The following is a 19758-nucleotide window of genomic DNA, read 5'->3' on the forward strand; positions in this document are numbered from 1 at the left end:
TTTATACCTTTAGCGATAATCCACAAAGGAAGTTTAATCCCGGCATGGGGTAATACTGTATATATTCATATTGCCTGTTAAGCAGGTTTCTGATCATGCAATAGGGCTCGATTATCACAGATCCGGAACGATATATCCTGAGACGCATCGATCCATCCATGAAAAAGATATCTTTCACCGGGTCACGTCTGTAATTATTCATGTACAAACCATGCACCCATTCACTGCTGAGTGAAACTTCCAGTTCTGATGAATTGATTGAGGAACTGTAACTGATGCCTGTATTGACTTTTGAGCCAGGATTCTGCTTTGTATAAAACCCGGCATCCTGCCAGCAGGCTGTGATATAAGCCATGAACGGACCGATATTGTCTATTGAAATTTCTGCCTCTATACCCTGGATTTCAAGTCTTCCGATGTTTACCACTTCTGCAGACGGCCACATGCCGAAATAGCGGATCATGTCTTTTCCCCAGGTTTTAAATACGGAACATCCGGCTTTAAAATTCTCAACCTTTATCTCCATACCTGCATCCCAGTTTAAAGATAACTCAGGCCGGAGATCAGGGTTTGCAACCGGGAAGGGAAGATAGAGTTCGCGCAGAGTGGGGATTCTGAAATTCTTTGCGATACGGGAGTGAAAACTTAACGGTTCCAGAGGGTTCCAGTGTAAAGATGCTTTGTAAAGAAAAACCGTACCGTATCTGCTGCTGTAAAGAATTCTTGCTCCGGCCAATCCACTCAGATGTTTGTCAGCTTCAAGAGCAACCTGTCCATAGAGACCGGAGATGGACTGGCTTTTTAGAGATGAGGAGGTATTGGATATACGGTTCTGGACTGTTCCATCGATATACTCACCTGATATCCCTGCAATTGTTTTAATCCATTTACCTGAGAGAGTGACTTCTGCAGAACCTCCGGCAGTATAGTCCCGGGATAAGAAGCCATCATACAGCTTATGTTCACCGGTATTTATCCATGGGACAAGTGAAAGAGAAACGGAAGATCTGTCGTGTTTGAATTGTGCGCTGAAAGAGTTCCGGAGAACTTCGAAGAAATGATCTGTATAGGGGCTGATAACTGTACCGGGATCATTACCTTCAAGGCGGATGAGCCTGTCTCTGAATGAAATCGTGGATTTTTCAGAGAGGCGTGTTTTAACGGCGACAGAACCGGCAATACTGTTTCCATCGGTTCCATCCCTGTGCCCATCTGTTGTAAAGGCACTTATTGCCGTTACTGCGTCGATTCTGTTTTTACGGTAAAGGATGGAGAGGTTTTCACGGAAAGTGTTAAATGAACCTATTGAAGCATCATTCTGAATGCAGATTCCCTCTTTTTCAGGCCAGCGGGATTGGATATTTATCACTCCCATGGCGTTTGTACCATAAAGGACTCCGTCTCCGCCTTTTATGATTGTCACTTTGTCAATCATCGACGGAAAGAAAGCATCGGGAATGGGATGTCCGAAAATTCCCTGGTAATCGGGTGCGCCATCTTCCACAACAAGTATCTGGGAATTGGGACTTCCGCCCATTCCCCTTATGTAAATCCCTCCTGATGCACCTGATGAGATGCCGTGCAATCCGGTACCTCTGCTGGTGATGTACACGCTGCCGGATTTCTGCGACAGTTCTTCAAGTGGAGTGGATCTTGCCGTTTCTCTTATCTGTTTTCCTTCAACGACCACTCTTTCTGAAACGGCGGCTTTTGTGAGAGGTTTCTGCCCCCGCACGGTCATTTTGTCAAGATCCTGCAGAGATGAAGTATCGGAAAGGGAACCGGCTTGTTCAGCGGCTGAATTCGATTCAGCGGTAAAACCGGCAGATGCAAAAGAAAAGAGGAGGCATGCTGCTGAGACTGCCGGGATCAATTTCAGGTATCTATAAAGCTTAGTGTCCATAAGGCCCCGGAACAGAAAAATCCTGCTCCATGTTATCTTCAGTCAGTTCGATCAGGAAAAAACCTCTGTCTGCATCTGTTGCACTGATTGTTTTGTAATTGAACCAGATTGGAGTCTGATCGATAATGTCTGTGTCCGGTGATACCCATGTTGAATCGCACATGCAGATGCTGTCGATAAGACTGTATCGGCTCTGGTTTCTGCAGTAAGAGTATGTATCAAGCTTTTTAAAATGAACAGAGCCCTCTCCACGCATGCAGGGTCTGGGACTTGTTGCCTCGCCATAACGCAGCACAGTATTCCAGACTGTACCGTTAAAGGAGGGGTTCTGAACCAGTACCTCAGGTGCTATTCTGTTGATGATTGTTACTTCCGGTTCAGAGAACATGCAGAAGCAGGGCAACAGGAAAAACAGTATCAGTAAGGTCTTACATAGAAAGAATACAAATTCAAGTATTTTTACTGGCATTGTGGGTTAAATTGCCGTTCTGAATAGTGCCTGAAATTGTATTTTGGCCACAACTGAAGAATCCTGTTATAAAGTACTTCCGGTATAGGCTCAATGCCTTCCGGAGGACAAGGCCCCTGATGATTGGGGGCATTAAGGTCAATTGTCCGCCTTTGTCCGGCGACAACCTCCTCTTCAATTTTACTTGCCAGAGGAAGGCAGTTGTGTGTGCTGCATGATGTATCATCCCAGCAGGCTACCATAAGAACATAGTCAACTCCCGGTTCTACCTCTATGGCTGCACTGGAATCTCCAGGAAGAATCTTACCGAATTGCTTTCCCATATAACTGCTTTCAGCTATGGTCCAAGGTGGTCTGCGATCAAGAGATTTATTGTTGAAATCGTTTTTTAAACGAACAATTGCGGTCTTATCCTCTTGTGAGAAAAAGCTGCATGAGAGGAGGCAGGCAGCCGGTATGAGGAGTAAAGAGAGAATTAAAGTAGAACGCATATTTTGTCCTTTCTCTATAGTGATGGTAGCACTAAAATAATATAAGTAGCACTGGCTGGCAAGCAGAAATCACTTTATAATTTCCGGGGTTTTTTGTACCCCGGTAAACTGCATCAAGCACTCAAAATTTCCGGTCTTCTGCTATACTTAAGAGACAAAGGGCTTCTTGACAATGTACAAAATCAGGTGATTTTTATAAACTTCTCAATCGTCTCAATGTTAAAACCAGTAATCTCCTGAATTGTCTGCATACTCATCCCTTTCTGAGCCATTCCTCTGACAATTTGGTGCACCAATTCATCTTTCTGCTCAATCACAGAATCTTTGTGCTCAAGCTCGGTATCTTTCTGCTCAATTTCCTTCTTTAATTCCCTCTCGATACTCTCCTTTTCTAACCTTTCTCTCTCACTAAATCTATCTGCTATCGTTGCCATAATAGCCTCACCATCTTTGTGTTCTCTCACCACTATTTCCTTAAACTTATCCATCAACCCACCATTGATCACAGAACTCAGATAGAATATAATGACCCGCAAATAATCACATTCTTTACCTTCAACCTTCATTGATATCCTGATAATTTGCGGTAAAACACTCAAAATTCCTGGGCTTCTGCTATGTTTGAGAGCCAGAAGAAGTATCTTGAGTTTCCCCGTTCCTTTCTCCGTGGGAGAACCATCTTCCATCTGCTCCGGATCAAAAAACCATAAATCCAGCATTAAAAAATGGAAGTCCGGGACAGTTTCTTCGACTCCATCTATGATTGCGATCGCATCCTTCATGCTATTGCCGGATTTACAAGGTCTGCCGCTATGGCATATTACAATCAGGATTACCTGCGGCAGAAGCCCTCCTGTCCCGTATTGCTTCTCATGCTGTTGCCAGATCTTCAGGATAAGTTCAAAAGCTGGAAATGGGTCCTTTTATCCGGTGCACTCTTATGCTCAAAGAGCAGATATACCCATTGATCATCTCCCGATATTTTTGCACGATAAATGATATCTGAACGATATTCCCTGAGGTTTTCATCGAGCCAGTTTTCTTTTACAATCTCTAATGTATCCCAAACGATACGGTTTTGAATTCTTGAAGGCAGTTTAATGAGGAGAGTTTCCAGGCAATATCAATATCCTGCATCGATTCACGAAAAAGACGATCGTGGGCTTGCTGAATTTAACCAGATCCTGATTGTCTTTTGGAACCATATTGCGTATTCCTCTCTGTCTTCTTGCAAGATGGTTTATTACTGTTCTGAATATGAACAGAGCTCAGCATTTGGGGCCAGTTTTCAGGGTTGGATTCTGTTTTCGAAGATAGTATGGAAGTTCGATTGGTATAAATATGAATGATTCAGGCCTGGAAACTGTCCGCTTCCGTAATTCGATCCGTTTCAACCCTTTTTCGGCAATATATTTGCTCCCCAATAATGGCGACCCGCAAAAACAGTTTTGTTTTCTGATTAATCTGGAGAGTACATCATGAGTCTCGAAGAGATGAAGATTCAACAGGAACGGAAAACCTCCGGGAGTGTGCATAAACTTGACAGACTACATTACAGAAGGCAGTATGTGATTGCCGTTGAACCGGTTGAGGAACTGTACGGATGGGATTGCATGAAGATAAACCGATATTATTTGTATGCACATCCTGATCTTGAAGTCAACTGTTTTGCGCACTTTGTTCTTATAGGTAATATTTACAACTATGAGACACCGGAAAAGAACAATGGTGATATTCTGGTTGATATTGTAAAACATGGGGGAGGCAGGAGAGAACTGTTTTCAATCATGAAGAAGTATGCGGGATGTTATGCACTTTTTATTGCAAGTGACAAGCCGATGATTTTCCATGATGCCAGGGGGTTAAGGGAGATATTTTACTGTACCGGTGAAAACCGGATTGTCTGCGGATCGCAACCTAACCTTATAGCGGAATACAGCAGACCTTTGATAACACATAGAACCGATCAGGTTCTTTTAGATTTCTATAAGAATTTTGCAAGAGACTCACAATGGGTTGGTGATGAGACTCCATACATGGGAATCAAGCATCTGCTTCCAAACCACTCTCTCGATATCAATTCACGCAAAGTATTCCGCTACTGGCCTGATGAACCGGTAAGGAAGCTTAAGGTCAGAGATTCTGTGGAAAGAAGCTGTAGCTTTCTAAAGGGTATAATGAAGTCTGTTGTTAACCGGCAGTCAACTGCCATGGCTGTAACAGCGGGAAATGACAGCAGAATCCTTCTGGCTGCCTCAAGAGAACTGATTAAGGATATCTATTTTTTTGTCAATGACATTAACCTCGGCCCCACACATCCGGATATCTATATACCTGAAAGGCTTTTTAAAAGCATCGGTCAACCATTCCATATCCATAAAGCAGATGCCGGTGTTGACGAAAAATTCCGGGAATATTATTTAAAAAATGTATGTCTTGCTGAGAGCAGCAGAATCTCCTATATCTACAATATTTTTCATAAAAAACTCGCAGATAAGATATTGGTGCTGGGAGTGAGTGAAATTGGAAGATTGTTTTTTGGGAAAGATCCCCGGAAATTAACAGCTCTCAGGATGGCATCGAAACTTGGATACGAAAGGAGCAGTTATGCACTCGACCAGTGTGCATCATTTAAAAATGAGCTTATAAGCACTGGACACAAATTCAACCTGAATGTAATGACACTTTTTTACTGGGAACACCGTCTTGGCAACTGGGGGGCAACAAAGAATTCGGAGTGTCTCATCGCAATAGAAAAGATTGATCCCTTTAACAGCCATTATCTCTATGAGACTCTGTTAGGTGTAGATGAAAAGTATAGAAGTGCGGAAAGAGCGCTTTGCCCGTTGTTTAAAAAGATCATAGAGAACATGTGGCCGGAACTGCTTGAGGAGCCGGTCAATCCGGAGAGAACTGTGAAGGGTAAAATAAAGAGGATCTTGAAGAGTCTGGGTGTTTTCAGCCTTCTGAAAGAGATAAAGTACCTTTATCTTTCATTTCGACAATTTTTAATATGAATGTTTATTTGCTTCGATTTTGATACCAATCCGACATCGGACTCTAAAGAGGACAGTCAAGCTGGTTGAGCAGCAGTTGAGGCAAACTGAATATCATAAAAGTATTTATATTTTTTATTCAAGGCGATCAGTTCATCGTGAGTCCCCCGTTCAACAATCTCACCCGACTCAAGAACCAGTATCAGATCGGCATGCCTGATTGTCGAGAGACGGTGGGCCACTACCAGTGCGGTTCTGTTCTCTATAAGATTATTTATTGCTGCCTGAACCAGTCGTTCCGATTCTGTGTCAAGTGCTGATGTTGCCTCATCGAGAATAAGAACAGGAGGGTTGCGCAGAAGTGCTCTGGCAATAGATAACCTCTGTCTCTGACCGCCTGAGAGCATAACACCCCGTTCTCCTATTATTGTGTCAAGTTTATCCGGCATTTTTTCTATAAACTCCCAGGCATTGGCTGCATTTGCGGCTGAGATAACCTTATCTCTTGTCGCGTTCGGGAGACCGTATACGATGTTGTTATATATGGTGTCATTGAAGAGAACGGTTTCCTGAGAAACGATTCCGAAAAGCTCACGGAGACCGGCCAGATCAATATCACGCACATCGATACCGTCAATAGTGATACTTCCAGTGTTGATTTCGTAAAATCTGGGAAGAAGATCCAGGATGGTGCTTTTCCCCGCGCCACTTGATCCCACCAGAGCGACAACTGATCCCTTATCAATATTAAAACTTACATTGCGCAGAACAGGTTTTTCTGTTCCGGGGTAAGTGAATTCGACATTTGTAAAAGAAATTCTTCTGGAGAAGGAGGGTATATTCTCCGGTTTCATAACAGTGAGTTTTTCTTCGGATTTATCTAACACTTCAAACACTCTCTCAGCGGCAGCAAATCCTCTCTGAAGTGTGCTGTTGATTGCCCCGAGTGATTTCAGCGGTGTAAATGTTGAGAAGAGAAATATAAGAAATCTCACAAAATCCTCTGCTCCGAAATTGCTGGCGGAGAGCACTTCCTTGCCTCCATACCACAGAAGAATTATCACCACAACTACTCCCAGGCTCTCTGTAAGAGGGCTTGAGATTGCTCCTACTGATGTTGACTTGTAGGAGTGATGTGTGAAGTGCTCGTTTTCTTCCTTGAATTTGACACTTTCCTTATCATCCATGTTGAACATCTTCACAACCCGGACTCCACCGATTGTTTCGTGAAGAATAGACATGAGTCCGGCCATATATTCAAGAGACCTTTTGCTCCTGCGGCGAACCGCTTTTCCGACAACCGCGATCAGATAACCGAGGATAGGGAATATTATAAAAACAGCCAGTGTCAATCGGGTGTTTATTATAAAGAGCATGCCGATAAAAGAGACAAGCCGCATCGGTTCTACAAACACCCGGTCAAACGTACCGGTCATCGATGCGTTTATACTCTGGACATCGTTGAGGATAAGAGAAATGATGTTGCCTGACTTTGTGCGGTCGTAATAGGTTACAGGGAGTCTTAATACATGGTTGAAAAGCTGGTTTCTCATGTCACGTACTATAACCAGGTTCAGTTTTGCCATGACAAGAGATTTTATATATATCAGAAGGTTTTTCAGAAAAAAAGTCACAGCCATCAGGCCGCAAACTACCTTGAGCGAATCAAAAGGTGAATCCCGCTTTATTAATTGATATGTCCAGTATTTGAGAATCTCGTTGATGTTATCTAAAGATATTTTCGGAGGAGACAAGGCAGTGGCACTGGCAGGTTCGAAGAGCGTCTGGATCAGGCTTGCGCCAAACCAGAGCGATAAGGCCTCAAAATTAACAACTAAGAAGGAAAGGGTAATCGAGAGGAGAAACCATTGCCAGTAAACAGCCAGATAGACCAACATTCTCCTGTATAAAGTAATACTGCCTTTTTTCATTTTAATACCGGAGCAGGATCCTGTTGCCTTACTTATGCGTGTTGTTCTTTTTTTGATGATTGATCCCAGACAAGTATGGAACCGCAGCTCTGACACAGAGTGAGTTTGGTTCCCCGCTTTATTTCGTTATAGAGTTGAGGCTCGAGAACCTTGAAACATACGGTACAGGTACGGGAATCGGATACAAGGCTGAGAGCACGTCCGGTTTTTCTCTTTTTACGGATCAGATCATAAGTCCGGAGCAAATGCTTGCTGATCTTTGGAGAAACTGCGTCTCTCTCTACCATAATCTTGCTGATTTCAGTGTCGATTTTTCCAATCTTTTCCTTCAGTTCCGCGATTTTAGGCTCATTTTCAGCCTTGATCCTCACGTACTCCTTTTTGCTTTCCTCTACCGATGCCTTTAGTTTTTCGATCTCATTTTCCAGGTTTTTCCTTCTGGTTTCCGCACTGTTTATAATATTCTTATGGGTTTCTATCTCCGCATGCACAGCATCATATTCGCGGTTTGTTTTGATTGAGTTGAGTCTGCTTTGGCTTTTTTCCAGGGATTCATGAGCCTTTGAAATCTGTTCTTCGAAAGAACCCTTTTCAGACTCCATTTTCTTAAGCTTTGCTTCTATGTCCTCAAGATCGGTTTTTGCTTTGCTGATTCCATTCTCAAGCTCTGCTACTGCTGCAGGAAACTGTTCCTGAGAAAGCTCTTGTTCACGAATACGAAGATCTATCTCCTGAAGTTGAATCAAATACTCTAAATCCTCAATCATAATACCTCCATAGAATTAGCCGAAAAAATAAAAAAAAGCACCTCCCTAAGGTGGTGCTTTTATGTTCGATCAGAGGGTTTATGTTTAACAGAAATGTGTTTACTGCAAACTGAAAGAGTTTGCAAAATCCCTCCTTACCGGAAATTTTTGGGCCCACTAGGACTCGAACCTAGGACAAACGGATTATGAGTCCGCTACTCTAACCGACTGAGTTATGGGCCCTGATAATTCTTAAAAAATAATTCCGGAAGGGTCAGGTGGGCAAGCTACTTTTGTTCACTTGTTTTGAGTGCGTATACTCGAATTTTGTGGCTCAATTTTAAGTTGCTTTTCCATCTCAGAGATTATCTATTACCAAAAAAATTAGCCAACCTCTTCTGGTGGTTAAAAAAAATTAAAGTTTTCACCGAAGTTGCCGATATTAATAATAGGGCATGATAAACACCGGGAGGTGCAAGATGTCTGTGACAGGTGTTGAATCGTCAGGCAGACGTGTTGAAAAGGTACAGAACGAAAGACGTGCTGAGGAAGCAAGAGCAGCTGAGCAGCGCAGTCGAAGTGAAGAGGACCAACGGGCACGTCGCTCTACGGAATCAGGACGAGGTGAAAACATGGACGTTACAGCCTGATAAACCTGGGCACAATACCTGGATTGTTATGATTGAAGGCAGGGTGAGTGTGGTGACTCACCCTGTTCTTTTTTATGCCCATAGAAGTTGCTCGATATCCATGGAGAGACCCTGGGATTGAGCTGAGGCGAGTGCGGCATTGCTCCCAAGAACTACAGTGGATGACGGCTTCGTATCCAGAACAGCTCTTGCTGCTTTTGCAAGGGAGTTGGAGTCTGCACCCATTATCGCCTCTCTAAGTTGCTGTTTAAATTCCCTGGTGTTGCCGATCAGAAGATCAACAGTCTCACCTAACCCCTGGGAGTGAGGCGGTTGCGGGGCGTCAATTCTGCCGATTGTTCCTATGATGCTTTGATCAACTTTATCTGAAGGCAGTCCCGAGGCGACACCTTCTAGTCCCTTCTTGAAATGCTCGATTGTGCTCTTGATATTTGGATCGCGGTAAGAGGAACAGGCGAATATCGGATGAGAGATAGACATCAGGGAAGATCCTCCGTAAGCTCCCCCTTCCACTCTTACTTTATCCCAGAGATAACCAGTGGAGAGATTTCTGGACATAAGGAAGAGCAGGCCTGAATTGTATGCCTCCACTTTTGGAAGTTTCCATGCCTGAGCGACAAAATTCACAGCAGAGTTGATCTCTATGCCTTTAATCCTCTGTGGTACTGTTGGCAGGGATGGCATTGTAGTGTGGGAGGTCTTTTTTTCAGGGAGTTTCAATAGAAAACTCCTGACCATTGGCATGACCTCTTCCGGGTTATCTGCTGTGATGGAGACGACACAACCGTTGCGGTTTACAATTGTGGAGTGAATCTGATTGATTGCATCTGCTGTTTTGTCGATCCTGTCCTCTTTAACCAATTTATCCAGAAAACGAAGCTGGGAGATTCCCCCAAGCTGCTCGCCGATAAAGCGGGAGAGGGAAAGAGAGGATGATGCCATGGAGATGGCGAAACTGTTCCCGGCAGCAATGACAGAGGATAGCATGCTGTTGCGCTCCTCAAGCAGGATATCCTTGATCTGTTTGTGGCTGCTGAGATCAGCGGAGAGCAGAAGATCTCCCAATATATCGAGCATCTCTTCTGTTCTGGGTGCCAGGGCTTTGCTGTGCATGAAAGAGTGGAAAAACAGTTCTCTTTCTTCTCCTGTCATGGTTTTGCAGAAAATCGATGCATCGACACCGCCGGTTGAGAGAGCAATCCTCTTGGCCATGCTTTCATAGGAGAGTCCTGCAGCTCCGCATCGTGTGATAAGTTCGCTATACACTGGAAGATAGGGGATGAGGGAATAAGGAATAGCCTGCAGGTCGAAACTGATATCAAAGTACACTATTCCAGAGGTGAACAGAGGATGGGAGTAAATTTTTACACCCTCGAAGTCGGAAGTCTCCGTGGGGATATCACGACCCCGCAGCGGAAGATCGGTTTTTTTGAGCCTCGGCAGGGATGCGAGCTCTTCTGGAGAAGGAGATCTTTTCTGTTGCTCCAGAAGGGTTTGTGTGAGATGGAAATAGCGCTCCTTTTCCTCTTTCCCGAAGTCCTTTGTAAGCTCCCGTGCGTGTCTTTCGGTTTGCTGTTCAAGTCTGGTACCCATTTCCGAGGAGGCGATAATTACCGATCTGAGCCGGTGCGGGTTGTCCAGAAGTCTGGTTTTGATAATCCGGGAGAAGTAGGATGGATCTGAGGAGTTCTGTTCTTTAATGAAGGAGAGATGCTTCTCGAAGGCAAGGTGAGCCAGAGGATCACCATCGTAGACCCATGAGCGGAAGCAGCGCTCTGCCAAACGCAGGTTATAGGGGAAGTGTGCTCCTGTGATTTCGCGGAGCGAAAATTCCACCTGTCGTAAAGAACCCTCCAGAAGCTCTTTGTCCAGGTTGTTCTCTACCTGGTTCTGCAGAGTGTCAAGGATCAGTTTTTCAATTTTTTCGGCGTTTTCAGGCTTGCATTTTCTCAATCCGGCTGCAAAGACTGAATTGATAGTATCGGAATCGAACCCCGAAATATCATCCAGGTCTTCTCCCAGCCCGGAATCAACCAGTGCTCTTTTCAGTGGAGAACTCTCGGTGCCCAGAAGGTAATGGCTGATAATGCGTCCGCAGAGTACAGATACAGGGTCTGTTGTGTCTCCGAAAAGCCAGGCCAGTGCTACTGTTGCGGTTCCGTCATCCTCTTTTGGTGCCGGTGCTTCGATGGAGATGCTACGTGGGCTGCTCCATGGGGTCTGTGCTTTAATCCGGGAGTCCACCTCAAGTTTACTGAAGTGTGAGAGATAGTCTGAGTCCAGGAACTTAAGGGTTTTCTCTGATGGAAGATTTCCATATAAGAAAATAAAGGAATTGGACGGGTGATAGTATTTCTTGTGGAAATCGCGGAATTGCTGGTATGTGAGATCGGTGATATGCTCCGGTTCTCCTCCGCTTTCATGAAAATAGGTGGTATCAGGAAAAAGAGAGGAGAGGGTTTTTCTTTCTACATGGCTTGAGAAGTTGGAAAATACCCCTTTCATTTCGTTGTAGACGATTCCCTTTACACCCACATTACCGGAGATATCTTCCACATCGAAATGCCACCCCTCCTGGTAGAAAGTGTTTTCAGAGAGAACAGGGTTAAATACCGCATCACAGTATACATCAACCAGATTGAAAAAGTCTGCTTCCACCTGAGATGAAACCGGGTAGACAGTTTTATCAGGGTAAGTCAGGGCGTTAAGGAAAGTCTGAAGTGAGCCTTTCAGGAGTTCCTGGAAGGGATCTTTGAGAGGGAATTTTTTAGATCCGCAGAGAACAGAGTGCTCCAGAATATGAGGAACACCGGTGCTGTCCTGAGCCGGGGTGCGGAAAGCAATGGAGAAGAGGTTGTTTGGATCATCGTTGAAGAGGTGCAGAAGCCTTGCGCCGGTTTTCTGGTGAGAGAAGATGTAGGCGCAGCAGTGCAACTCCGGGATTTTCTCGATGCGCTTAAGAACAAAGCCATTGACAATTGAATTGAAGGTCAGATTCTGTTCCGGTATGCTCTTTTCCATTTTTACAGACAACCTTTCTTACCACTGATTAATCTGATTAAAGATGATTACGCTAATTTTGACTAAGGAAGAAGATTTTCTTTTCATAATATCTTACCACTGATTAATCTGATTAAAGATGATTACGCTGATTTTATCCACGGAAAAAGATTCTTATTTGTATTGATTTGTATCTGGATTATCCTGGGTCTGAATAGTTCGAATACAGAACAGAGAAGCTGTTTAAGTCTCCTGCTCTGTGAAGTGCATAAGATAAGTTATAGTAATGGCAAAAAGTGTACCTTTTTCTTACCACTGATTAATCTGATAAAAGGTGATTACGCTTATTTAACCAGGGAAGAAGATTTTCTTTTCATAATATCTTACCACTGGTTAATGACCACTGATTAACCTGATTAGTTCTAATTGACCTGATTAATAGAGAGAGAGAAAGAAGAACTGCAGAGAGATTTTGGCTGCGGAAATCCGGTATACAATTGTCATTTTTGTTTCCTGGTTTAAAACAGTTAAATCAATCCCCCTGTAGAGATCCGGTATACAATATCGTTTCTTCTTCCTTAGTTAAATCAATGCAATCATTCTAATCAGCTTAATCAGTGGCCATGGTATGATTATTGCACTCTTTACAAAATGTAACACCGGTTACGTAAAAGGGAATGATGAGGCAAAGATGGATCAAAGCAGAGGTTTGCCCCTGGGAAGTGAGCTCCCCGATTTCTGGCTCCCCGATATAAACGGAGTGATTGTCCCTAAAGAGCTGTTGATTGGCGGTCCGGCATCACTGGTTGTCTTCATGTGTAACCACAGTCCCTACGTAAAACATATCCGTGAGGTGCTTGTAAAGGTCATCTGGGAATACCAGCAACGCGGTATCTCTGTTGTTGCCATTAACCCCAATGATATAAATCTTTCTCCTGAGGACTGTCCAAATCGCATGAAAGAAGAAGCCAGGCTCTATGGTTACACTTTCCCTTACCTCTTTGATGGGACCCAGAGCGTTGCCCGCAGCTTCAATGTTCTATTCACACCCGATTTTTTCGTGTTTGACAGGGAGGGAAAACTGGCCTATCATGGGCAGATGGATGACAGCAGACCGGAAAACAACCTGCCGGTAACCGGAAAAGACCTCAGGGATGCTCTCAATGCCGCTATTCTGGGTGAAAAACCGCCCTCAATCCAGAAGCCATCCAGCGGCTCAGTTATCAGATGGAGAAAGTAAATGTAACACTTGCATGACTGCTAATTAGAATCAGGAAATCCTTTAATCAATAAACTTAAGATCATTTTTCGATCTGGCCCCACTTTTGATCATCTGCAATGTATGACCCAATCCTCAGGAACGCAAAACAGTTCAGATCAGATGGCGTTATCAAGTGTAAATCAAGAGATTGATAAAAAGATCGGGCTGATTCTGGTTCAGATCGATGGTTTGTCCAGAAACCAGTTCCACAAGGCTATCAATTCTGCAAAGATGCCCTTTCTGAAAAAACTGCTCAATAGTAAGGGATACGATGTACACTCTTTTTATTCCGGGCTGCCGTCCAGTACTCCTGCAGTTCAGGCTGAGCTCTTCTATGGTGTTAAATGCGCTGTTCCATCCTTTGGTTTTATCAACCGGGAATCAAAAGAATTCTACAACATGCTCTCATCACGGTTTGCCCTGAGGGTCCAGAAAGAGCTTGCGGAAATGGGAAGAGGACTTCTGACCGGTGGCAGTGCCTATTCAGACTGTTACACCGGGGGGGCCTCCAGGGCCTCTTTCTGTGCAACCAGTATAGGATTTGGATCCTGGTGGCTGCTCAGGCATCCCTTCAATTTTCTTCACTTTGTGCTTATCCACTGGCTTATGTTCCTCAGAGTAGCTTTGCTTATGATTTTTGAGACCGGGTTGGCAATTTTTGATCTCTTAAAGGGTTTAATCTCAAGGGAGAACTTCTTTAGTGAACTGAATTTTGTACCCACACGGGTGGGGATATGTGTTCTTTTAAGGGAACTTGTTGTAACTGCGGTGTCCAGGGATATAAGGCATGGAGTACCTATAATTCACTGTAATTTTCTGGGATATGATGAGCAGTCGCACAGGCGTGGTCCATCCAGCCGTTTCGCTCACTGGACACTCAAGGGTATAGATGATTCGGTAAGGAGAATTTATTGTGCCTCACAGAGATCAAAGAAACTGAATTATTCTGTCTGGATCTACTCAGATCATGGTCAGGAGAGTTCGCTTCCCTATTCCAAACTTTTCGGGAAATCGATAGACCAGGCAATCTCTGATGTCATTAATCGCAGAGTTCTGGAGACGACTGATTATCCCAGTTTCAATACCGGAGTGCAGCTTGAAAGGGGGGCTTTACTTGGAAAATGGTTTTCAAGATGGCTGCCGGTGGGGCGGGCAGATTCTACCCGCAATCCAATCGCTATTACGGCTGTGGGGCCGATCGGCCATATTTACCTTAGTAAGCAGGATTTGGAGCGAAAAGAGAAAATCGCTCTTGATCTTGTTCTTCAGGCAAATATTCCGGTTGTGATTTTCTCCGATGCTTCCGGGCAGGTGAAGGCTTACACCAGCGAAGGATGTTTTGTTCTTCCGGAAAATGCAGACAGGGTCCTTGGCAGTGATCATCAGTTCCTTGCCGAGGCAACTCTCGATCTGCTTGCTCTTCAAAAAAACAGGTATTCAGGTGATCTGATGATTATTGGCTGGAACCGTGGCGATACTCCTCTTACATTTCCGATGGAGAACGGAGCACATGCGGGTCCGGGCAGAGATGAGACTCATGGGTTTGTGCTGGCTCCTGTGGACTCTCCGATCGATAGCGGAAGTAAAGGTTACCTTCGACCGCTTGATTTAAGAGAAACAGCTTTCAGGCATATGGAGTCTTGATCTTCTCTGTTTTTATAAAAATAGAGAAGAATCATTGAAGCTTTAGTTCTGGAGCAAACATTTCTGGATTACTTGCCAGAGGAAATCGTAAGAAAGACATCGATACCGACACCGAGGAGAGAGGATTTACAACTCAATACTGAATCCCACCATTTTTCCGTTGACTACAGGAGAGATGTTTCTTTTCTGATGTATCAATGGAACTATAAGGCCCGATGCGGTGCCTAGTGCTGCTCCGCCCAGAACGTCGATAAAGTAGTGGTGTCCGGATGTGACCCGAAGAGTCGCTACGCCTGAGGCCAGGCCGAAATTACAAGCTGCAAACAGTGCTTTCAGAGCAGGTTTAACTTTTGATTTCGAAAAGATGTATGAACTGAAAGTCGCTGTCACGAATGCCATAGTCGTATGACCTGAAGGGAAAGAGAAATAGCGGTCTGATTTGCTAAGCAGCTCAGAGGGGGTATTCCCGGAGGATACATACGGGCGGTATTTTGGAAAGAGTCCTTTTATCAGGTCTTTGGTTCCCCACGCCAGAAGAGCGCTTTCCAGGTACATCAGACCGATTGTTGCTATCTGGATTCGATCAAACCTGTCGAGCAGCAGGGGGAGAGAGATGACTCCGGCCGCAGTCAAAACAGTAGTGATCCTGTCTTGTGCTTTGCTGTAGTCAAAAGATGGCCAGCCCCAAAAACAATCCGGAGTAGAGGAAGGAGGTGTAGCATTTCTGATGAAGTAAACAGAAGCCAGATTTACACCTGCACCAGTGCTCAGGAGAGTTATATCAGCGGGAAGGTTCAGGCTGAAATTGCTGCTGCCGCCGCAATACAGCACCGATGGAAACCAGATAATCGATAGCAATACTAAGACTGGTTTCATTCTGTTTCAGGTTGTTGACAGCACATTGGCGATATTAAGAAAAATTCTGGTACCATCATCAGGTTGTGAATCGATTTTTACATCGATGCCTGACTTGTGGCAGGCTTCCAGCGCACTCACCAGGCCGATACCACGGCCATTTTTCTTGGTGGAAAAACCAAGACTGATTTTTGATGTATCAAATCCGCAACCATTATCTTCGATTACCAGAGAGTTTCCATCGCGGTAGATTTTTATCCTGCTTGCCCCGGCTTCCTGGGAGTTGGAGAAGAAAATATAGAGAGCGGAAAGGAAGAGTTGTTCATAGAGCATGGCTGGGGTATTTCTCAGGTGCAGATTGAATTTCATGGAATAATTGACACTGAAATAGGCGGCCATCCTGTTTACAAGCAGAAAGATATCTGATTTCACCTTGTTTTCTTCTGTGATACCTCCGACAGACGCGATTATCTGTTCGATGGTGCTTGAGACGATGGATTCTATTTCTGGATAATCTTTTGAGAGTTTAAGAAGAAGTTGGTTGCTTTGACTTCGGATATTGTGAATCATGATTCTATGATGAACATCTTTGACTGCCTGAGCAGCTTTTTCGAGTCTTTTATGCTTCTCCAGTGATTTTTCGAAAGCGTATAAAACAGATAAGCTTAAAACTATACTGAATGAAAAGAGATAGAATATTAAAATGTTTTCCTGGAGAAATGTAAAAGAGTAAATGCAGACCAGAAGGGGTATCATTTTGAGGAAAATGCGTAACTTCCGGTCGATGCCCAAAACATAAGTATTGATTAAAGACTGTATCCAGATAATAAAAATGTAGAAATAGATAAAGGATGGGGGAGTGGTCTGAAAAACTACGGCAGATGCGATTATTATATGGTCAGAGTAGGTGCGCAGTTTTATCAATTTTAAGAAATCATATTTAGTGAAAAATGGGATAGTGGTAAGGACCATCACTACAATTGCGAAGACATTTAGAATCAAAGCCACCCGTGAAATCTGATCCGTAAGGGCAATTGAGGCAAAAATGATAGTTGTTAGTGCAGATCCCAGATAAAGGAGTGTCAATAATTGTTCATTTCTCTGAACTGTCATAATTCTCTACCAGATCTATGAGTTTTTTAAGTCCTATGGGTTTATTTACCAGGGTTCCACCTTGTTCGATGAACTCTTTCAGTTCACCGTTGAGAGGAGAACCTGTTATCAGCAGGAATGGAATAGCCTGTGAAATTTTACGAACTTCCCTGAAGAGATCAAGTCCGTTAAGGAAGGGCATTACATGGTCTGAGACGATCAGGTCCAGACTGTCTATGTTTTCAAGAAAGCATCGGAGCCCGGACAATCCGTTATCAAAAGCGTGAACACAGTGAGGTCTGAGGTGTGATTTGTAGATCTCTCTGGTTATATCCTCATCCTCTACAAGTAATATTCTCACCTGTTACCTCTGTCAATAAAGAACTTGGTGCAAGCGACAGTCATGGAGTAGAAAAATATGCCCACTGATATGGCAAACCAGGGTGTGATCTCTATGGGGTTTTTAAAAATCCAGGCCCATTTATGTGTGCCATAATCAAGGAATACCCTAGAGTGTATATAATTATTATGCTGGTCAAATGCAATATAAACCCACTGTGATGCCCACGCCATCCCTGGCAGATAACTCAACCAGGAAACTGCGAAATAGTCCCAAAGTATCTCAATAAGCAGAATTACCGTCATAAATTTTAAATAGTGCCTCACATCCCATCTGTCCCAGATATAGAAAAACAGAGCGATTCCCGGGATGGCGCACTGGTAAGAGAGGCTTTTTCCGCAGGGACCTGTGAAGTAACAGAAAAAACTGGCTGCTGTGATATGGAAAACCTGCAGAGATATTTTCTGAGCATCACTGGGTTTCTTTTCTGATTTCTTAAGGGCCAGAAAGATAAAATTAAATAGACAGGTACATAAGGGATAAAACAGCCAATCTTCAAGTGTCAATATAAATTCAATATTGGTAATGCTCCAAGGTAAAAACAGCCATCCCGGAAAACCGGGATCATATTTTTCAATATAAATGCCCCAGAACCATCCCGAGATAGTGCAAATAGCAAAAACTGGAAGAAAATGTTTCCAGTTCCATCTTGACTTTACTTTCCATGCACCAACAGATGTAATCTGGGCGATTATTAACAGAGTGACAGGGTAACCCATTCCAATAAATCTTTGCATAGATGTTTTTGGCGGGCCGCAGCATACCTGAGAAAAGAGTTTTTCGTAGAGTGTCTGATAAAAATCAAGATTAGACGGCATATTTTCTTCTCACCAGAAAAATGTCGACGCTGTTTATAGCCATGTAGATAAAGGAGGACCCTGTTATTCCATACCAGGGGGTAATATCCACAGGGTTGTTGAAGATCCAGGCCCATCTGTGCTTTGCAGGGTCCAGGAAAACACTGGAGAAATGGGCAATTCCATTCTGGTCCCACGTGATATAGATCCATCCCGGGGCCCAGGATTTATAATGATAGATCCAGGAAACAGCGAAGCAGTCCCATAAAATCTCAAAAAATACCATGGTTCCAATGAACAGGAGCATGTGCCTGCAGTTTATTTTATGCCAGGCGTAAATCATCAGGACCATTGATGGGACAGCATACATCAGTGTTTCGAGCTTTCCGCAGATTCCGCCGAAGGAAAGCATTAAAAGTGATGCTGTCCACATGAAGATAAAGAATGTGATTTTGAGCCCCTGCGCCCATTTAAAATCGGTTGTTTCCGTGTCCCCCTCAGTGAGTCTGTAAACACCATAGAAGAAGATGGTGAGGAAGATGTAAAAAAGGATATCCTCAACGCACCAGAATCCAATCCATCCCGACGAGCTCCAGGGAGGTACAACCCACCCTGGAAATTCCGGGTCTATTTTGTAAATTATAGCACCCAGGAGCAGGCCTGAAGCCGCAGATGGGATGCAGATATACCAGAATGCATGCCATCTCCATTTCTTTCTCTTTGTCAGTACAATCATCAGTATAATTGAAACAATCAGCACAATTATATCTGATATCAGAAAATTACGGGCGATTATCTTCTCAAACAGTGTTGAAGGAAGACCATCTTTCAGATAATAACTGAAATTCATCTTTCCTCTCAGGTGAATATGAATTTAGAGAAGAACCAAACGAAGCAGCCTACTACTGAGTAGCCCAGAAAGACCTGAAGAGGTATTCCCAGAATTACTGCTTTAGGGCGGAATGGCTTGAATAACCCCAGGTAATATGAATCGTAGTTATAAGTCCAGTAGCCCAGGGAGTGAAAAGTTATTTCCATCAGATTGCCTGCTATGATTGCTGAGATGATGTAAGACAGGAAACTTCCTCCCATTTTTGATGCGGCGATCATGGTAAGCGCAAAAATGAGGTTCCATCCAAGAGGAAAGAGATAGTTTACTTCGGTATTTTTTATACAGCGGCTGGTGACCAGGTCGGGATGGTACTTGAACATGCCGTGCATTGTTGATTCATAAACAAACGCGAAACAGTAGTTGATCAGTGCAACTTTCCACCAGGATGATGGAAAGAGATGATAGAGGAGGAAAAGACTGAGAATTCCCTGACCTGTAATTGACCACTCTTTTTTAGTCATACCGACTCCTGTGCTGGTCTTTTTAAGGTTAGAGCCTGGTTTTCACCCTGAAATACTGCACTTTTAAAGAACGGTTCTACTATTTACTGAATATTTCTGTATCTGAATTATTTACAATTCTAATTCAGAATAAGTAAGAACATAAAGAATCGTTTTTTTTATATAGAAGA

19 protein-coding genes and 1 tRNA gene are annotated in these 19758 nt (G+C 43.7%); 5 read left to right on the plus strand and 15 right to left on the minus strand.

The window, feature by feature from the left end:
- Window position 1: 1 nt before the first annotated feature.
- The 4 genes from GX089_09225 to GX089_09240 all read right to left on the minus strand — a co-directional run bounded on the left by GX089_09225 (window position 2) and on the right by GX089_09240 (window position 3429).
- A complete protein-coding gene (locus tag GX089_09225) occupies window positions 2–1903 on the minus strand; it encodes a TonB-dependent receptor (GenBank protein ID NLP02662.1) in 1902 nt (633 codons plus the stop codon).
- Entirely contained in the window at window positions 1893–2291 is a 399-nt protein-coding gene (locus tag GX089_09230) for a hypothetical protein (GenBank protein ID NLP02663.1), read from the minus strand. Before GX089_09230 ends, GX089_09225 begins: the two co-directional genes overlap by 11 nt.
- A gap of 71 nt (window positions 2292–2362) precedes the next feature.
- A complete protein-coding gene (locus GX089_09235; GenBank protein NLP02664.1) occupies window positions 2363–2863 on the minus strand; it encodes a hypothetical protein in 501 nt (166 codons plus the stop codon).
- A 182-nt stretch (window positions 2864–3045) separates the two neighbouring features.
- A complete protein-coding gene (locus tag GX089_09240) occupies window positions 3046–3429 on the minus strand; it encodes a hypothetical protein (GenBank protein NLP02665.1) in 384 nt (127 codons plus the stop codon).
- Between the two features lie 159 nt (window positions 3430–3588).
- Between GX089_09240 and GX089_09245 the strand changes: the two genes are divergently transcribed.
- Entirely contained in the window at window positions 3589–3831 is a 243-nt protein-coding gene (locus GX089_09245) for a hypothetical protein (GenBank protein NLP02666.1), read from the plus strand.
- Here the strand turns inward: GX089_09245 and GX089_09250 are convergent.
- Window positions 3753–3980, minus strand: coding sequence for an Rpn family recombination-promoting nuclease/putative transposase (locus tag GX089_09250; GenBank protein ID NLP02667.1), 228 nt, complete (start codon window positions 3978–3980; stop codon window positions 3753–3755). The genes GX089_09245 and GX089_09250 overlap by 79 nt on opposite strands.
- Window positions 3981–4341: 361 nt before the next feature.
- On the opposite strand from GX089_09250, the gene GX089_09255 reads away from it, so the two are divergent.
- Complete coding sequence (locus GX089_09255) at window positions 4342–5880, plus strand: hypothetical protein (GenBank protein NLP02668.1); 1539 nt, start codon at window positions 4342–4344, stop codon at window positions 5878–5880.
- 56 nt (window positions 5881–5936) lie between these two features.
- On the opposite strand, the gene GX089_09260 is transcribed toward GX089_09255, so the two are convergent.
- From GX089_09260 to GX089_09270, 3 genes are all read right to left on the minus strand, one after another.
- Window positions 5937–7757 (minus strand): ATP-binding cassette domain-containing protein, encoded by a 1821-nt coding sequence (locus GX089_09260; GenBank protein NLP02669.1) that lies wholly within the window; start codon window positions 7755–7757, stop codon window positions 5937–5939.
- 65 nt (window positions 7758–7822) lie between these two features.
- Window positions 7823–8557 carry a hypothetical protein gene (locus GX089_09265; protein ID NLP02670.1) on the minus strand — a complete coding sequence of 245 codons (735 nt, stop codon included), beginning with the start codon at window positions 8555–8557 and terminating at the stop codon, window positions 7823–7825.
- A 148-nt stretch (window positions 8558–8705) separates the two neighbouring features.
- A tRNA-Ile gene (locus tag GX089_09270) sits at window positions 8706–8779 on the minus strand.
- A gap of 236 nt (window positions 8780–9015) precedes the next feature.
- Between GX089_09270 and GX089_09275 the strand changes: the two genes are divergently transcribed.
- Entirely contained in the window at window positions 9016–9186 is a 171-nt protein-coding gene (locus tag GX089_09275; protein ID NLP02671.1) for a hypothetical protein, read from the plus strand.
- Between the two features lie 72 nt (window positions 9187–9258).
- On the opposite strand, the gene GX089_09280 is transcribed toward GX089_09275, so the two are convergent.
- On the minus strand, window positions 9259–12207 hold the full coding sequence (locus tag GX089_09280) for a hypothetical protein (protein NLP02672.1): 2949 nt from the start codon (window positions 12205–12207) through the stop codon (window positions 9259–9261).
- Between the two features lie 670 nt (window positions 12208–12877).
- On the opposite strand from GX089_09280, the gene GX089_09285 reads away from it, so the two are divergent.
- A complete protein-coding gene (locus GX089_09285; GenBank protein NLP02673.1) occupies window positions 12878–13426 on the plus strand; it encodes a thioredoxin family protein in 549 nt (182 codons plus the stop codon).
- Between the two features lie 102 nt (window positions 13427–13528).
- Window positions 13529–15091 carry a hypothetical protein gene (locus tag GX089_09290; GenBank protein ID NLP02674.1) on the plus strand — a complete coding sequence of 521 codons (1563 nt, stop codon included), beginning with the start codon at window positions 13529–13531 and terminating at the stop codon, window positions 15089–15091.
- Window positions 15092–15217: 126 nt separating this feature from the next.
- Here the strand turns inward: GX089_09290 and GX089_09295 are convergent, their stop codons facing one another.
- From GX089_09295 to GX089_09320, 6 genes are read right to left on the minus strand one after another with little or no spacing between them, the layout of a single operon-like run.
- Window positions 15218–15967 (minus strand): phosphatase PAP2 family protein, encoded by a 750-nt coding sequence (locus GX089_09295; protein ID NLP02675.1) that lies wholly within the window; start codon window positions 15965–15967, stop codon window positions 15218–15220.
- Window positions 15968–15973: 6 nt separating this feature from the next.
- Window positions 15974–17059: a hypothetical protein gene (locus GX089_09300; protein NLP02676.1), complete on the minus strand. Its 1086-nt coding sequence runs from the start codon at window positions 17057–17059 to the stop codon at window positions 15974–15976.
- Entirely contained in the window at window positions 17040–17399 is a 360-nt protein-coding gene (locus tag GX089_09305; protein NLP02677.1) for a response regulator, read from the minus strand. The genes GX089_09300 and GX089_09305 overlap by 20 nt, the downstream gene beginning before the upstream one ends.
- Window positions 17396–18256 carry a hypothetical protein gene (locus GX089_09310; protein ID NLP02678.1) on the minus strand — a complete coding sequence of 287 codons (861 nt, stop codon included), beginning with the start codon at window positions 18254–18256 and terminating at the stop codon, window positions 17396–17398. The genes GX089_09305 and GX089_09310 overlap by 4 nt, the downstream gene beginning before the upstream one ends.
- Window positions 18246–19085: a hypothetical protein gene (locus GX089_09315; GenBank protein ID NLP02679.1), complete on the minus strand. Its 840-nt coding sequence runs from the start codon at window positions 19083–19085 to the stop codon at window positions 18246–18248. The genes GX089_09310 and GX089_09315 overlap by 11 nt, the downstream gene beginning before the upstream one ends.
- A gap of 8 nt (window positions 19086–19093) precedes the next feature.
- On the minus strand, window positions 19094–19588 hold the full coding sequence (locus GX089_09320) for a hypothetical protein (protein ID NLP02680.1): 495 nt from the start codon (window positions 19586–19588) through the stop codon (window positions 19094–19096).
- Window positions 19589–19758: the final 170 nt, after the last annotated feature.

Origin of the sequence: Fibrobacter sp. (genome assembly GCA_012523595.1) — a bacterium.
In the GTDB taxonomy this organism is placed as follows: Bacteria; Fibrobacterota; Chitinivibrionia; order Chitinivibrionales; family Chitinispirillaceae; genus JAAYIG01.

What these genes read in the sequence shown, in the direction of transcription:
- GX089_09225 (NLP02662.1), bottom strand. Translation starts at nt 1,903, where the DNA reads ATGGACACTAAGCTTTATAGATACCTGAAATTGATCCCGGCAGTCTCA.
- GX089_09230 (NLP02663.1), bottom strand. Translation starts at nt 2,291, where the DNA reads ATGTTCTCTGAACCGGAAGTAACAATCATCAACAGAATAGCACCTGAG.
- GX089_09235 (NLP02664.1), bottom strand. Translation starts at nt 2,863, where the DNA reads ATGCGTTCTACTTTAATTCTCTCTTTACTCCTCATACCGGCTGCCTGC.
- GX089_09240 (NLP02665.1), bottom strand. Translation starts at nt 3,429, where the DNA reads ATGAAGGTTGAAGGTAAAGAATGTGATTATTTGCGGGTCATTATATTC.
- GX089_09245 (NLP02666.1), top strand. Translation starts at nt 3,589, where the DNA reads ATGGAAGTCCGGGACAGTTTCTTCGACTCCATCTATGATTGCGATCGC.
- GX089_09255 (NLP02668.1), top strand. Translation starts at nt 4,342, where the DNA reads ATGAGTCTCGAAGAGATGAAGATTCAACAGGAACGGAAAACCTCCGGG.
- GX089_09260 (NLP02669.1), bottom strand. Translation starts at nt 7,757, where the DNA reads ATGTTGGTCTATCTGGCTGTTTACTGGCAATGGTTTCTCCTCTCGATT.
- GX089_09265 (NLP02670.1), bottom strand. Translation starts at nt 8,557, where the DNA reads ATGATTGAGGATTTAGAGTATTTGATTCAACTTCAGGAGATAGATCTT.
- GX089_09275 (NLP02671.1), top strand. Translation starts at nt 9,016, where the DNA reads ATGTCTGTGACAGGTGTTGAATCGTCAGGCAGACGTGTTGAAAAGGTA.
- GX089_09280 (NLP02672.1), bottom strand. Translation starts at nt 12,207, where the DNA reads ATGGAAAAGAGCATACCGGAACAGAATCTGACCTTCAATTCAATTGTC.
- GX089_09285 (NLP02673.1), top strand. Translation starts at nt 12,878, where the DNA reads ATGGATCAAAGCAGAGGTTTGCCCCTGGGAAGTGAGCTCCCCGATTTC.
- GX089_09290 (NLP02674.1), top strand. Translation starts at nt 13,529, where the DNA reads ATGACCCAATCCTCAGGAACGCAAAACAGTTCAGATCAGATGGCGTTA.
- GX089_09295 (NLP02675.1), bottom strand. Translation starts at nt 15,967, where the DNA reads ATGAAACCAGTCTTAGTATTGCTATCGATTATCTGGTTTCCATCGGTG.
- GX089_09300 (NLP02676.1), bottom strand. Translation starts at nt 17,059, where the DNA reads ATGACAGTTCAGAGAAATGAACAATTATTGACACTCCTTTATCTGGGA.
- GX089_09310 (NLP02678.1), bottom strand. Translation starts at nt 18,256, where the DNA reads ATGCCGTCTAATCTTGATTTTTATCAGACACTCTACGAAAAACTCTTT.
- GX089_09315 (NLP02679.1), bottom strand. Translation starts at nt 19,085, where the DNA reads ATGAATTTCAGTTATTATCTGAAAGATGGTCTTCCTTCAACACTGTTT.
- GX089_09320 (NLP02680.1), bottom strand. Translation starts at nt 19,588, where the DNA reads ATGACTAAAAAAGAGTGGTCAATTACAGGTCAGGGAATTCTCAGTCTT.